This window comes from Desulfitobacterium sp. (assembly GCF_034927245.1).
Taxonomy (GTDB): domain Bacteria; phylum Bacillota; class Desulfitobacteriia; order Desulfitobacteriales; family Desulfitobacteriaceae; genus Desulfitobacterium_A.
Genome location: NZ_JAYFQK010000010.1, coordinates 19,240 through 32,783 on the forward strand (window position 1 = coordinate 19,240; position 13,544 = coordinate 32,783).

The following is a 13,544-nucleotide window of genomic DNA, read 5'->3' on the forward strand; positions in this document are numbered from 1 at the left end:
ATCACAATGGACAATTCCGAAAAAATGTTTGAACTCGCAGACCGGCTTAAGTCTCTGCGGGACGAGAAAAAAGACGCCGAGCAGCGCGTGAAGGAGTTAAACGCCGCACTCGACGAAACCGACGCTGCTCTGGCGCAGCTCATGACCGATACCGAAACGCAGAACTTCACCCGCTCCGGCACGATGTTCTGCCTCACCAATACGACCCGCGCATCGGCGACCGCCGACCGCAAGGACGAGCTCTTTGAGGCGCTTCGAGCAGAGGGCTACGGCGGACTGGTCTACGAGACCGTCAACGCAAACTCCCTCTCGGCTTTTGTGCGGGAGCAGATATCCGAGAACGACGATGTGTTACCCGACTGGCTTGAAGGGCTGGTCAGCGTATTCGAAAAAACGACCGTGGGCGTGCGCAAGGCGACCCGCAAATAACGAAAGGATGGAACAAAACTATGAAAAGCAACGAAAAGACGGCTCTTACCACTACGAACAGTGCATTTCTGGCGCTGAAGGACTTCAACCTGAACGACGCGCTCTCCGAGGAGCTTTCCGGCTTGTCCGGCAGCTTTGAGCGTATCAAAATACCCGCTGCCGGTATGACGGTATTTGAAATCCCCGGCGAAAACCCCGACTCGCCCGAAACGGTCAAGGAGTTTTCTGCGGTCATCCTGCATCATCACCCGCTGTATGCCTATTACACAGACAAGTACACGGGCGGCTCCAATCCTCCCGATTGCGGCAGCTTCGATGGTGTCATAGGTGAAGGCAATCCCGGCGGTGAATGCGCCAAGTGTCCGTATAACAAATTCGGCTCCGGAGAAAACGGTGCAAAGGCTTGCAAAAACCGCCGCCGCATCTACCTTCTGCGCGAGGGCGAGATTTTCCCGATGATACTCTCTCTGCCGACCGGCTCGCTCAAAGACTTCACCCGCTATATCATGCGTCTGCTTTCCAAGGGTAAAAAATCCAACGCAGTGGTCACCAAATTTACGTTGAAGAAGGCTACGAACAATAGCGGCATCGCGTATTCTCAGGCGCAGTTCTCGGTTGACCGCAATTTGACCGACGAGGAGTTTGCGCTCATCTCCGGGCTGACGGAGCAGGTCAAAACATTCGCTGCCCGCGTCGGCTACGACACGGAATCCACTGTGGATGTTCCCGCAAACGTTGATCCCGAAACCGGCGAGGTCATCGAACCTCTCGCCTGAATCATAACCGCCGCCGGTCGGGTAGTTTTACGCTGCCCGACCGTAAGCGGCAGATTGGAGTACATATGGATTACCACATTATATATACAACCGACGCGATACGCGAATATATCGGCGATGCTGGTATTATCGCTTTCGACTTTGAAACTGCCCCCGACGACGCATGGCGCGATGAGCCAAAGGCGGCGCTTGACGCGCATAAAGCGCATATCGTCGGTATCAGCCTTTCCGTTTCGGAGGGCAGTGCCGTGTATATCCCGCTGGCGCATAAGGTCGGCGATAACGCAGCAGATCCCGCAAGTGTTATGGAGTATCTGCGTGAAGCCGTCTTTGAAAATCCCAAGCTCGTGAAGGTAGCGCACAACCTCGCTTTTGAAGCGATGTTCCTGTACGCGATGGGAATTGTCGTATGCGAACCCTGCTATGACACCATCGCGGCGGCACAGCTCACTCTCAAGAGCAAATTCGAGTTTCGCAATTTGTCGGACAGTGGCTTAAAGCTGCTTTCAACCTCGCTTTTCGGCGCGAATATGCCGGACTTCAATACCGTTACGGCGGGACGGCATTTTGATGAAATGGATCCGGCAGACGATGAAACGCTGCGCTACGCCTGTGCCGACAGCGATTATACGCTGCGGCTGTATCACAAATTCAATGGCTGGTTTGACAAAAACCTGCCCAGCCACCGAAACCTCGTGGAGCAGGTCGAATCGCCCACAGCGGTGTATTGCGGCATGATGAAGTATAACGGTGTGCCTATGGATGTGTCGGCAATGCTTGAAAGGCAAAAGGAAGCGGAAGAAAAAATCGTGTCAATCCGCGCCGAAATCGATGAGATGACCGGCGGCGTGGACATCGGCGCAAATGCCTCCACTTTGGCGTTCAAGCAGTATCTATATAAAGGCCTCGGCCTGCCTGTACTGAAAACCACGGAAAAGCATCAGGAGGCGGCGGACGACGCAACGATGATTTTGCTTACCGAATACTGCCAAGAGAAGCGCCCGGAGCTTGTTCGCCTGTTTGAACTGGTACAGGAGTACCGCAAGTGGGGCAAGCTGAAAAGCACATATATAGACGGGTACTTGACGCACATCAACAAGGCCACTGGGCGCATTCATCCCGACCTGATGCCGCTCGGCACCGAAACGGGACGGTTTGCGTCGCGTAATCCCAACCTGCAAAACTGTCCGCGCAAGGACAATGACCCGGTCGGCATTCGTAAGTTTATCGTCGCACCGGAGGGCAGCTTGCTTATTTCATTGGATTTCTCCCAGATAGAATTAAGGGTTGGCGCGTTCTACTGCCGTGATGAAAGAATGCTTGAAACCTATCGCGGAAGCGGCGACATTCACGCGCAGACGGCATCGGTCATTTTCAAAATTCCATTTAAAACGGCGGTCGATAAAAATGCACCGCACTACAAAGAACGCAGGACGATAGCCAAGAACTGCAACTTCGGCGTGTTCTACGGTCTGTTCGCGGCGGGGCTGCAGCGAACGCTGCGCTTTAAGGCGGGGCTTGATGTGTCAAAGCAGGAATGTGAAACGATCATCGAGCAACTAAAAAGCGGATACCCGCGCTTGGCCGAATGGCAGGACAGGTTCAAGAGACGCGCCGCCAGCACATACTTCTCGGAAACATGGCTGGGTCGCCGCAGATACCTCGTCGGCATTTTGTCCTCCGACTGGGGTACGCGTTCCTTTGCCGAACGCTGCGCGATGAATACACCGATTCAGGGTACCGCCGCCGATATCCTCAAACTGGCGATGGGACGCATCGTCGCAGGCATGAAGAAGCGGCCGTGGCTCAAGCCCTTTTTACAGATTCACGATGAACTGGTGTTTGAGATCCCTGCGGACAAGCTCGACGAAGCGGTTACATTTATAAAGACCTGTATGGAGGTGCAGCCGTTCCCGGAATTCGATGTGCCAATCATCGCTGAGGCGGCGTATGGGGCAAATTTCGGCGAGCTGAAAGAAATGGGGTGAACATATGGGAGTTAATATCTACAATTCCGAGGGTTATCTTGACCCGACCGCGCACGACGCGGTGGTGAATGTTCTTAAAGAGCAGCGCAAACGCCCGTATATGCCGAAGGTGTTCATATCGTCTCCCTACGCCGGGGATACGGAGCAAAACACTCTAAATGCCCGCCGCTATTGCGCTTTCGCTGTAAAGTCCGGCTACATACCGTTTGCCCCACACCTATTCTTTGTGCAGTTCCTTTCAGACGCTGTTCCAGAAGAACGCGAGCTTGGAATGTTCATGGGTATGGTGTTTCTGGACGGCTGCAAAGAGGTATGGGTGTTCGGCGAGCGCATATCGCCTGGAATGGAGCGCGAAATTGACCGTGCCGAGAAGCGAGGCATCGTAATCAGGCATTTTAATGAGGATTGCGAGGAGGTGTCGCCGAAATGAGCTATCCGCAGGAACTGATGGAGCGAAAGCAATGGGTCAACTGGCGGCTCATCCCCGATAAGGAAGGCGGCAAGGATAAAAAGATGCCGTTCAATCCCATATCGGGCAAGGGCGCAGCGTCCAATAATCCGGCGACATGGACGGATTACGCGACCGCCGCCGACGCGCTGGAGAGATACGGCTTTACGGGGTTGGGCTTCATGTTCACGAAGGACGATGACCTTGTAGGCGTGGATGTTGACCATTGCTACGATCCGGCAACAAAGACTTTCAACGATACCGCGAAAGCCATCATCGCAAAGCAGCCGACCTACATGGAGTTTTCTCCCTCCGGCACAGGCATCCATCTTTTCTTCAAAGGCACGATACCCGGCACCGGCAACAAAAACACCAAGACCGGCGTGGAGATGTACGAGCATACCCGCTACTTCACCATGACAGGTAAAAGGCTGGACAGCGCGACCGACACCATCGCCGAGGACGACGGTACGCTCAAATGGATTCATGAAACGTATATCCGATCTTCCAAAAAGCAAAAGAAAAAGGCAAAAAAGAACGCCGCTGCGCCGCTTACTGATGACGACCTTCTGGAGCTTGCGAAAAGTGCGGAAAATGGCGAGTCCTTTACAAAGCTGTGGGACGGCGATTGGCAGGGCGACTATTCCAGCCAGTCCGAGGCGGATATGGCGCTCTGCTGCAAGCTGGCGTTCTGGTCTGGCAAGGACAAGGAGCAGATGGACAGGCTTTTCCGGCAAAGCGGACTATTCCGAGAAAAGTGGGATACGCGGCACCATGCTAGCGGCGCAACCTACGGCGAGGAAACGTTGGCCAAGGCTTGCGAGCTTACCGAGGATGTCTATGCCTCCGGCGGCAACGCGCCTGTCTATGAATATAAGGGGCAATACTTCCGCGCCAAGGGCGACAACACCTATCCCATTACGAATTTCGTATTCGTGCCGGTGGAGATGATTATCGCCGAGGAGGAAACGCAATTGACCGCCGACCTTGTGACGGTGCGCGGCGAGACATACCGTTTGACCTTTATGACGACGGATTTCGCCAATCAGCAGAAATTCAAGAATGCGCTTAATAAACGCACCATCGCACTCAGCTATACCGGCTCGGACGGCGATTTGGAGCTGCTCAAAGCCTATGTATCGGAATTGGACTGGCCGACGAAAATCGGCGTCAAGGCAATGGGTATCTACGAGCATGAAAGCGGTATGGCATTTGTGTCGTCGGACGGCGCGGTAGATGCAGACGGCGCGGCGGTCGAAAGCATCGTTCAATTGGAAAAATACCGCAGCATTGCCAGCACCATCTTGGCGGCGAAGCCTCTGACGGCGAGCCAGCTTCAAAGGCTCGGTGAACGGCTCATGTCGTATAACGAACCGGCAAAGACGGTGTCAATTCTTGCATGGATATCGGGGTGCTTCATAAAAGAGCATCTGCGGAAAAAGAATATGAAGTTCCCGCATCTCATGTTAATCGGCGAAGCCGGAAGCGGTAAAAGCAATACGCTCGAGCGGGTCATCATGCCGGTGTTTTCAAGGGCGAAAATCGTCGCAGCGGGTCAGACGACGGCGTTTACGCTAATGAAGGATGCAGCGTCCTCAAATATCATACCTATGGCGCTGGATGAGTTCAAGCCTTCAAAAATCGACAGGTTTCGACTTGACGCCCTGCTCAACCATTTTCGTAACAGCTATGACGGGCAGGAAGGTATCCGTGGACGCGCCGACCAAAGCATCGTGAGCTACGAGCTTCTTGCGCCGCTCGTTGTCGCCGGTGAGGAATCGCCGGATGAAGCGGCAATCAGGGAACGCAGTATTGAACTGCTATTCTCCAAAAAGGACTTGAAAGCGGTGGAATGCCGCGCGGCGTTTCGTGATTTATGCTCCAGCGACGATTTACTCGGAAGTCTGGGGCATAGCTTACTCTCCATCGCATTGAAAACGAAGCCCGCTGAGTGTTATGCGTGGTATGAAGACGCGCTCGGATCCTTTAATAAAGAACTGCCGTCGCGTATCGTGAACAACCTTGCCTGTATGGTTGCGGGACTGCGGCTCTTGGAAAAGCTTTGCGGGGCGCTTGGGCTTACCTGGCACGAGGTATTTCCATACAACATGGAATCCTGCACGAGGTATATCGAATACGCGGCAAAGGAATATCTGCTCGACGGCGGCACCAGCAATAAAAGCGTGATCGAACAGACGCTGGAGGTCATGTCGCGCATGGGGCTTGATCCCAAGAGCGACTATGCCATTTGCGACGGCGATGCCGTGCTGGCGCTTCGGCTCAACCCTGTATACGACAAATATACCAAGTACCGCAAGGACTATGCCGTTGCCGGTGAAACGCTGACCTACGCTCAGTTCAAGCTGCAGCTTTCGCACTCGGACTATTTTCTCGAAAGCAACGTGCAAAAGCGCATCGGCTCCGAAAATCGGCGCGTTTGGACACTCAATTACGGACTGCTGAAAGCGAGGTGCGACGTCTCCGGCTTCGAACTCACGGAGATAGAACCGCTATGACCGGCGGATTTGTAACTTCGCAAGCAAAAATGCAACTTCACGGAGGGCAAAAGTTACAGGAAAAGTTACGCCCGGAAGCCACTATAAATAAGCACAATTTGAGGCTTTCTTATGTTTTGTAACTTTGTAACTTCTAAAATCAAGGGTATACACGCGAGAGCAACATCGATTCAATACGCGAACGCACGTGTGCGCGTGAATATATGCACACCTCTATATTTCGAGGTTACGAAGTTACATTGGGCAAATAAGTTACAAGGAGGCAGGCAGTGGCTGAAAAAGAACTGGTGGCAAAAATCCTGCGTTATCTTAAGACCGTGCCGAGATGCTTTGCGTGGAAAGAACACGGCGGTATGTATGGCACGGCGGGCATCCCCGACATCATCGCCTGTATCGATGGTCGCTTTTACGCCTTTGAGGTCAAGACCTCCGAAGGCAAAACAACGAAACTGCAAGACGCAACTATTCGTAAAATCCTCGCCTGTGGCGGTACCGCTTCGGTCGTCCGCTCGGCCAGCGAGGTGCGAGCTGTGATAAACGGCTCCCTGCAATGATTACGAAAACAACGCACCTGCGCTTTACATATACAACGCTTACAACGCGGCATCGCTTCTTTGAAAAATATAAAAATAAGGAGCGTGTCCATATGAATGACAATTACAACAATCTCGCAAACGCTATTATCTTGCAGGCGGTCAAGGATTACCGCAAGGCGCTGCGCACTCTTTCCCTCTATCCCCACAACCGTTCGGCACAGTACGAGAGTCGGAGCATTGAGCAGTTCTTCCGCTCCGGCTGGTTCGGGGTGCTGACGCATATCGACCCGGAAATGCTCATCAATAAGCTGAAATCGGAGGTGGCGGCATGACTACGAAAGAATATCTCGGACAGGCATACCGCCTCGACCAGCGCATCAATTCCAAGCTGGAGCAGATCGCTTCATTGAATGAGCTGGCGACGAAATGCACTGGGGTGCTCACGGGTATGCCGCGCAATCCCAATCGCGGCACTTCTACGATGGCAGACGCTGTGGCGAAAATTGTTGACCTGCAAGCGGAGATCAACCGCGATATCGACCGCCTTGTTGACCTCAAGCGCGAGATGGTCAGGCTCATCAAAGCCATAGATAACACGGAGTACCAGACGCTTTTAGAACTGCGGTATCTTTGCTTCAAAACATGGGAGCAGATTGCCGTTGACATGGGCTACAACGTCCGCCATGTGTACCGACTTCACGACGAGGCGGTGGAAAATATCGCGGTTTCGCGAACAAGTCACTAAATGTCACTGTTTGTCAGGTAGTCCTTTGATGTAGTATATACTTAGGAAAACAGAATCCAAGGAAGCCTCGTGGGAGCAATCCCCCGGGGCTTTTGCTTTACCCCAACGGAGGTGACTTCATGCCAAAGAAACCAAAGCGACCGTGCCAGTATCCCGGCTGCCCCAAGCTGACCGACGGCCTTTATTGCGCCGAACATCAGCGGCAGGCAGCACGCCATTACAATCATTTTCAGCGCGAGCCGGAGACCAACAAACGCTACGGCAGAGCTTGGAAACGCATCCGTGACCGCTACATCAAGGCGCATCCGCTGTGTGAGGAATGTCAAAAGCAAGGCAAGCTGACACCTGCCGAGGAAGTGCATCACATCCTCCCGCTCAGTCACGGCGGCACCAACAACACAAATAATCTGATGGCGCTGTGCAAGCCTTGCCACTCGCGTATCACCGTGGAGATGGGCGACCGCTGGCACGACCGGTGAGGTCTGTATCACATTTTGATACAGACCAAAACATAATCACTTTGATCGAAAATATATTCACTCGGTCTTTGCCCCGGTAGGGGTATCTAAATCCTCAAAACTTTTCAAAGCGGACAGCGGCGTGGGGCTTCGTGTTGAAAATCGCGGTTTCAAACGAGTAATATCCCCCGCGTAAAGGAGTGTGATGTTTATGGCGAAGGACGGCACCAACCGTGGCGGCGCAAGGCTCGGTTCCGGACAAAAAAAGAAGCCTATCGCGGATAAACTCTTAGACGGCAATCCCGGCCATAGGAAATTGACCGTGATGGAATTTACCGATACGGCTGACCTCACGGGCGAGATGATGCCGGAGCCGAGGGATTATTTGAAAGCAAGGCAAAAAGACGGCTCAACAACGCTGGCGGCAGACATTTTTCATAATACATGGATGTGGCTCAATGAACGCGGTTGCGCTCAATTCGTCACCACGCAGCTCATTGAACAATACGCGCAGAGTGTGGCGCGATGGATTCAATGCGAACAGGCAATCAACGAGTTCGGTTTTTTGGCAAAGCATCCTACCACAGGTAACGCAATACCGTCGCCGTATGTGTCGATGTCGCAGAATTTTATGAAGCAGGTCAACAACATCTGGTTTCAGATTTATCAGGTAGTGAGGGAAAACTGCACGACGGATTATCGCGGCGCGACGCCGCACGACGACGCAATGGAAAAGCTGCTTAACGCCCGTCGGGGCGCACAATAAATTTTATGGAGGAATGTGAAATGACAACCTACAAAACAGCGGAAAGCGTATGCAAAGGTCACCCGGACAAACTCTGCGACCTGATTGCGGATAATATTCTGGACGCTTGCCTCAGAAAAGACAGAGCATCCCGCGTGGCTTGCGAGGTCATGGCGACAAAAGGAAAAATCATCGTAGCGGGCGAAATCACCTGTAGCGAAAAAGTGGACATCCGCTTCATCGTTAAAAATGTTCTGCGAGAGGTTGGCTACAATCCGTGGAAGTTCACGGTATTTGTATTCACCCATCAGCAGAGCAAGGATATCGCGGCTGGCGTGGATACCGCGCTCGAAGCGCGAAACGGTGTCTGCGACCCTTACGGTTCTGTCGGTGCGGGAGACCAGGGCACGGTTTATGGCTATGCAACCAGGGAAACGCGGGAGTATCTGCCGCTGCCGCTTGTGCTTGCACACCGTATCGCAAAGCGCATCGACGAGTGCCGCGAGGGCAAGCTCATCAAAGGTATTTTGCCGGACGGCAAATGTCAGGTAACTGTGGAATACGAAGACGGAAAGCCCCGGCGAGTAAAGACTGTGGTGGTGTCCGTTCAGCATGACGCGAGTAAAACGCAGGAACAGCTACGCACGGATATCATGAACAATGTCCTGTGGCAGTGCTTTGAGGATTTTCCCATGGATGATGATACCGAAATCCTCATCAATCCAAGCGGGCGCTTCGTAGAAGGCGGACCCGCCGCAGACACTGGACTGACGGGACGCAAAATCATGGTGGATACCTACGGTGGGCTTGCCTCACATGGCGGAGGCGCTCTCTGTGGTAAAGACCCAACAAAGGTTGACCGCAGCGGTGCGTACATGGCGCGGTACATCGCAAGAAACATCGTTTGGAGCGACTTGGCTGAGAGATGCGAGGTCGCTCTTTCTTATGCCATCGGGAAAGCCAATCCCGTGGCAGTGTCGGTCACATCCTTTGGCACCAGCAAGCTCTCGGACGAGCAGCTCGGCGCAATTGTGCAGGAGGTATTCAACCTGCGCCCCGCCGCCATCATCGAAAAGCTGCGTCTGCGCCGTGCGATTTATGCGGATACGGCTACCTACGGGCATTTCAATTCCTGTCTTTTCCCGTGGGAGGACTCGGATATGTATAAGGCACTGCGAAAGGCGGCTGAAAAATATGCTGATTGATAAGATACCTGCGGCAAAACTCAACCCCGCCGCCTACAATCCCCGCAAAAACCTGAAGCCCGGAGACAAGGAATACGAGAAGCTGAAACGCTCCATCTCCGAGTTCGGTTACGTTGAGCCGGTCATTTGGAATAAGGCGACCGGCAATGTGGTCGGCGGTCATCAGCGCTTGAAGGTGCTGCTTGACCTCGGCCAGACGGAGATCGACTGCGTTGTCGTAGATCTGGACGAGCAACGGGAAAAAGCGCTCAATCTCGCCCTTAATAAAATTCAGGGAGACTGGGACGAGACGAAACTCTCCGCGCTCATGGCGGAGTTCGACGCAACGACCTTTGACGTGTCCCTTACCGGCTTTGACGCCGACGAGGTTGACGCGCTTCTCAATAAATTTTACTCGAAGGACGCCGTGCAGGATGACTTCGATGTGGATAAAGAAAAGGCGGCTATTGAGGCATCCGGCGAAACATGTACAAAGCGCGGCGACATTTGGCTGCTGGGCAATCATCGTCTGCTGTGCGGCGATTCGACCTCTGAGGAGGACTTCGCCCGTCTCATGGACGGCGCTCGCGCCCAGTGTTCCGTAACGTCCCCGCCATATGGCGTAGGCAAGGAATACGAAAAAGCCGGAATCGAGCCATGGTTTGATACTATGCGCCCCGCCATCAAAAACATCTGTCGGCACGCGGATATCGTTTGTTGGAACATCGGCGACCTGTTTGCCACCGGCTCACAGTTCATTGAGCCGACGGAGATGTATTCGGTACAGCTGTTTGCGGACAACGGTTTTCGTCCTATCTGGATTCGGATATGGAAAAAACAAGGCATGAATTTTGGTGTCAATCCATATCACCTTGTTACCAACAAGCCCGTGCAGCAGTACGAATACATCACAGCGCTGGCTGCAAACGAAACCGAGGAGTATAACGACCAAGAATTTGCTTGGGTATCCGCGTTTGCAGGTCATTCGTATAAATTCGTGAAGCGGCTCACCAAGGACGAGCGTAAAAAGTGGGGCTACGCCGGTATCTGGGAAATCAATACCGTTCGCGCCAATAAAGACCACCCCGCCATGTTCCCGGTGGAGCTGCCGTGGCGATGCATCAAGATGCACTCAGACCGTGGCAGCGCAGTCTTGGAACCGTTCGCTGGATGCGGCACAACGCTCATCGCCTGTGAGCAAACGGAACGCCGCTGTTATGCGATGGAGTTATCTCCGGTCTACTGTGACCTTATCGTCAAGCGCTGGGAAACCTTCACGGGTGAGACCGCAGTAAAACTGGAGGAATGATTATGGATATACGAAAAATACCTGCAGCGAAGCTGAATCCCGCTGCATACAATCCGCGTAAAGACCTGAGGCCCGGCGACGCCGAATATGAAAAGCTGCGCCGTTCCATTGAGGAGTTCGGATATGTCGAGCCAATCATCTGGAACAGTCGGACGGGCAACATCGTCGGCGGCCACCAGCGGTATAAAGTTCTCCTGGCACTTGGCTACGAAGAGGTGGATTGCGTGGTGCTGGACATAGACGAAACCAAGGAAAAAGCCCTGAACGTGGCGCTCAACAAAATATCCGGCGAGTTTGACATCCCGCTTCTTACCGATCTGCTAAAAGACATCGGCGCAAGCGGCTTTGACGTATCGCTCACTGGCTTCGACGCTGCCGAAATGGACGCTCTGTTTAAGGACAGTGTGGTCGCGGGCATCAAGGAGGACGATTTCGACGAGCCGCTGCCGGAAACGCCCATATCCAAGCAAGGCGATATATGGCTGCTCGGTAGGCATCGGCTCATCTGCGGCGACGCCACCAAGCCCGAAACCTATGAGCGCTTGCTGGACGGCAAGCAAGCCAATCTTATCGTGACCGACCCGCCGTATAACGTGGATTACAAGGGCGCGGCTGGTAAGCTCAAAAACGACAACATGGAGAGCGCCAGGTTCCACGATTTTTTGCTCGCCGCGTATCGCTGTATGTATGACGCAATGGTGGACGGCGGCAGCATCTATGTTTTTCATGCCGACCGCGAGACGGTCAATTTCAGGACGGCGTTTGCCGAGGCTGGCTTCTTCTGTCATCAGACCTGCATCTGGATAAAGAATGCGCCGGTGTTGGGCAGATGCGATTATCAATATACCCACGAGCCTATCCTCGTCGGCTGGAAGCCGACCGCCGGACACAATTGGTATGCCGATCGCAAGCAGCGCACGACGTGGAACTTCGACCGCCCGACCAAGAGCAAGTATCACCCGACGATGAAGCCGGTGGCGCTCTGCGCGTATCCGATCATGAACAGCTCACTGACGAACAGTATCGTGCTTGATCCTTTCGGCGGCAGCGGCAGTACGCTCATGGCTTGCGAGCAGACGGGACGAATATGTCATACCATCGAGTTGGACGAGCGATACGTCGATGTAATCGTGAAACGGTACATCGAACAAGACGGCTCAACGGACAAGGTATCCTTACAGCGCGACGGGCTGACCTTATCCTATGCGGAGGTGTGTACCAAAGCCTGCGGGAGTTCGCGAAGCTCAACGGCAAGGGCAGCGCCTGTAACAAATACTTGAGCGACTTCGAGGAACGATTTCCGGAAGCCGCTCATTTTTACGATATGGAATACAAATGAGGGTACGATTCCTCGTACCCTCTGATTCTCAATCGCTGTCATCCTTTGAAACAGGAATCTTGCCTTTTTCACTTTCGTATTCGGCAACTCGCTTTTTCAGGAATTGTTCGATTTCCTTGTTTGCGGAACGCCCCTCCGATTCCGCTACATAACGGAATTTCTGAAATAAAAGCCGATCCACCCGCAGCGTATACCGCAGTAGCTTGTCTTCCATCTTCGCACCTCTCTTCCACCATTCAAGCGTTATTATGACTTAATTATAGTGGAATTATTGCGTCATAACAAAAATGGTGGTATAATGACGTATTAATGACGCACTATTTTTGGAGGGTAATAAAGTGAAGGCTTATTTTATAAGAACGCCGCGCACGGCGCGGGATCTGTTACATCCACATCTCGCAGAGCGCGAGCGGGAGTTTCAAATCGTTAAGGATGTCGGGCTTGATCCGATCGACTACGAGAACTTCGTTACCGATATGCTGGCCGACCGGCAATTTATAGAAGATGCCGCCGCGCTGTGCGGAGAAGGCGAGATTATGAAATGCCTGTTTGTGCATCGGCGCGGACGCCCCGACGGTATACTGATTGTCCCGGAGTCGGACGCCTATGTTAAGTGGGCGGCGTACATAAAGGAGAGTGCGAAATGCGAGTAGCCATAATCGGTTCGAGGGGGTTATGCGTCCCCAATCTTGAAAAGTATCTGCCGGAGGATGTAACTGAAATTGTATCCGGTGGAGCGAGAGGTGTAGATACCTCCGCGAAGGAATACGCACTGGCGCATGGCTTGAAGCTGACCGAATTCCTGCCGGAGTATGACAAGTTCGGGCGCGGCGCTCCGCTGAAGCGGAATATCACGATAATCGAGAACGCCGACCTCGTGCTGGCGTTCTGGGACGGCAAATCACATGGCACGAAATTTGTAATAGACAACTGCCGTCAGCACGGCATTCCCGTCAAGGTATTCCTTCCCAAGGCGTGACGCCATGATATCCACACTTACCGCCGTTGCTTTTCACGGCGGTTTGTTTATATCGCAGAATGTCGTTTTTCTCGGAAATACCCCTTGCTATT

16 protein-coding genes are annotated in these 13,544 nt (G+C 53.2%); 15 read left to right on the forward strand and 1 reads right to left on the reverse strand.

All coding sequences use genetic code 11. The features are described 5' to 3' along the window. Positions 1 to 6: 6 nt before the first annotated feature. The 13 genes from VB077_RS02925 to VB077_RS02985 all read left to right on the forward strand — a co-directional run bounded on the left by VB077_RS02925 (position 7) and on the right by VB077_RS02985 (position 12,414). Positions 7 to 429 (forward strand): hypothetical protein, encoded by a 423-nt coding sequence (locus VB077_RS02925; protein WP_323413722.1) that lies wholly within the window; start codon positions 7 to 9, stop codon positions 427 to 429. Between the two features lie 20 nt (positions 430 to 449). Beyond that, the gene (locus VB077_RS02930) at positions 450 to 1,205 is read left to right on the forward strand and encodes a hypothetical protein (RefSeq protein WP_323413723.1); all 756 of its coding nucleotides are present in this window, start codon (positions 450 to 452) and stop codon (positions 1,203 to 1,205) included. 65 nt (positions 1,206 to 1,270) lie between these two features. Beyond that, positions 1,271 to 3,193: a bifunctional 3'-5' exonuclease/DNA polymerase gene (locus VB077_RS02935; protein WP_323413724.1), complete on the forward strand. Its 1,923-nt coding sequence runs from the start codon at positions 1,271 to 1,273 to the stop codon at positions 3,191 to 3,193. Positions 3,194 to 3,197: 4 nt separating this feature from the next. After that, the gene (locus tag VB077_RS02940; protein WP_323413725.1) at positions 3,198 to 3,623 is read left to right on the forward strand and encodes a DUF4406 domain-containing protein; all 426 of its coding nucleotides are present in this window, start codon (positions 3,198 to 3,200) and stop codon (positions 3,621 to 3,623) included. Next, complete coding sequence (locus VB077_RS02945; protein ID WP_323413726.1) at positions 3,620 to 6,157, forward strand: DNA primase; 2,538 nt, start codon at positions 3,620 to 3,622, stop codon at positions 6,155 to 6,157. Before VB077_RS02940 ends, VB077_RS02945 begins: the two co-directional genes overlap by 4 nt. Before the next feature lie 269 nt (positions 6,158 to 6,426). Beyond that, a complete protein-coding gene (locus VB077_RS02950) occupies positions 6,427 to 6,711 on the forward strand; it encodes a VRR-NUC domain-containing protein (protein WP_323413727.1) in 285 nt (94 codons plus the stop codon). Positions 6,712 to 6,803: 92 nt separating this feature from the next. Then, positions 6,804 to 7,025 (forward strand): hypothetical protein, encoded by a 222-nt coding sequence (locus VB077_RS02955; RefSeq protein WP_323413728.1) that lies wholly within the window; start codon positions 6,804 to 6,806, stop codon positions 7,023 to 7,025. Next, entirely contained in the window at positions 7,022 to 7,438 is a 417-nt protein-coding gene (locus tag VB077_RS02960) for a DUF1492 domain-containing protein (RefSeq protein WP_323413729.1), read from the forward strand. Before VB077_RS02955 ends, VB077_RS02960 begins: the two co-directional genes overlap by 4 nt. Positions 7,439 to 7,557: 119 nt before the next feature. Continuing rightward, on the forward strand, positions 7,558 to 7,917 hold the full coding sequence (locus VB077_RS02965; RefSeq protein WP_323413730.1) for an HNH endonuclease: 360 nt from the start codon (positions 7,558 to 7,560) through the stop codon (positions 7,915 to 7,917). Between the two features lie 190 nt (positions 7,918 to 8,107). Beyond that, positions 8,108 to 8,662 (forward strand): P27 family phage terminase small subunit, encoded by a 555-nt coding sequence (locus VB077_RS02970; RefSeq protein ID WP_323413731.1) that lies wholly within the window; start codon positions 8,108 to 8,110, stop codon positions 8,660 to 8,662. A gap of 20 nt (positions 8,663 to 8,682) precedes the next feature. Then, positions 8,683 to 9,846 (forward strand): methionine adenosyltransferase, encoded by a 1,164-nt coding sequence (metK, locus tag VB077_RS02975; RefSeq protein WP_323413732.1) that lies wholly within the window; start codon positions 8,683 to 8,685, stop codon positions 9,844 to 9,846. Next, on the forward strand, positions 9,836 to 11,134 hold the full coding sequence (locus VB077_RS02980) for a site-specific DNA-methyltransferase (protein WP_323413733.1): 1,299 nt from the start codon (positions 9,836 to 9,838) through the stop codon (positions 11,132 to 11,134). The genes metK and VB077_RS02980 overlap by 11 nt, the downstream gene beginning before the upstream one ends. A gap of 2 nt (positions 11,135 to 11,136) precedes the next feature. Then, positions 11,137 to 12,414 (forward strand): site-specific DNA-methyltransferase, encoded by a 1,278-nt coding sequence (locus tag VB077_RS02985; RefSeq protein WP_323413734.1) that lies wholly within the window; start codon positions 11,137 to 11,139, stop codon positions 12,412 to 12,414. Positions 12,415 to 12,501: 87 nt separating this feature from the next. Here VB077_RS02985 and VB077_RS02990 read toward each other — a convergent pair whose 3' ends face one another. After that, a complete protein-coding gene (locus VB077_RS02990; protein ID WP_323413735.1) occupies positions 12,502 to 12,687 on the reverse strand; it encodes a TraY domain-containing protein in 186 nt (61 codons plus the stop codon). Between the two features lie 124 nt (positions 12,688 to 12,811). On the opposite strand from VB077_RS02990, the gene VB077_RS02995 reads away from it, so the two are divergent. After that, the gene (locus VB077_RS02995) at positions 12,812 to 13,126 is read left to right on the forward strand and encodes a hypothetical protein (RefSeq protein ID WP_323413736.1); all 315 of its coding nucleotides are present in this window, start codon (positions 12,812 to 12,814) and stop codon (positions 13,124 to 13,126) included. Then, positions 13,117 to 13,452: a hypothetical protein gene (locus VB077_RS03000; protein WP_323413737.1), complete on the forward strand. Its 336-nt coding sequence runs from the start codon at positions 13,117 to 13,119 to the stop codon at positions 13,450 to 13,452. The genes VB077_RS02995 and VB077_RS03000 overlap by 10 nt, the downstream gene beginning before the upstream one ends. Positions 13,453 to 13,544 lie beyond the last annotated feature (92 nt).

Coding starts and splice junctions, on each gene's coding strand:
- metK (WP_323413732.1), top strand. CDS start 8,683: ATGACAACCTACAAAACAGCGGAAAGCGTATGCAAAGGTCACCCGGAC.
- VB077_RS02985 (WP_323413734.1), top strand. CDS start 11,137: ATGGATATACGAAAAATACCTGCAGCGAAGCTGAATCCCGCTGCATAC.
- VB077_RS02935 (WP_323413724.1), top strand. CDS start 1,271: ATGGATTACCACATTATATATACAACCGACGCGATACGCGAATATATC.
- VB077_RS03000 (WP_323413737.1), top strand. CDS start 13,117: ATGCGAGTAGCCATAATCGGTTCGAGGGGGTTATGCGTCCCCAATCTT.
- VB077_RS02955 (WP_323413728.1), top strand. CDS start 6,804: ATGAATGACAATTACAACAATCTCGCAAACGCTATTATCTTGCAGGCG.
- VB077_RS02930 (WP_323413723.1), top strand. CDS start 450: ATGAAAAGCAACGAAAAGACGGCTCTTACCACTACGAACAGTGCATTT.
- VB077_RS02980 (WP_323413733.1), top strand. CDS start 9,836: ATGCTGATTGATAAGATACCTGCGGCAAAACTCAACCCCGCCGCCTAC.
- VB077_RS02990 (WP_323413735.1), bottom strand. CDS start 12,687: ATGGAAGACAAGCTACTGCGGTATACGCTGCGGGTGGATCGGCTTTTA.
- VB077_RS02925 (WP_323413722.1), top strand. CDS start 7: ATGGACAATTCCGAAAAAATGTTTGAACTCGCAGACCGGCTTAAGTCT.
- VB077_RS02940 (WP_323413725.1), top strand. CDS start 3,198: ATGGGAGTTAATATCTACAATTCCGAGGGTTATCTTGACCCGACCGCG.
- VB077_RS02960 (WP_323413729.1), top strand. CDS start 7,022: ATGACTACGAAAGAATATCTCGGACAGGCATACCGCCTCGACCAGCGC.
- VB077_RS02945 (WP_323413726.1), top strand. CDS start 3,620: ATGAGCTATCCGCAGGAACTGATGGAGCGAAAGCAATGGGTCAACTGG.
- VB077_RS02970 (WP_323413731.1), top strand. CDS start 8,108: ATGGCGAAGGACGGCACCAACCGTGGCGGCGCAAGGCTCGGTTCCGGA.
- VB077_RS02965 (WP_323413730.1), top strand. CDS start 7,558: ATGCCAAAGAAACCAAAGCGACCGTGCCAGTATCCCGGCTGCCCCAAG.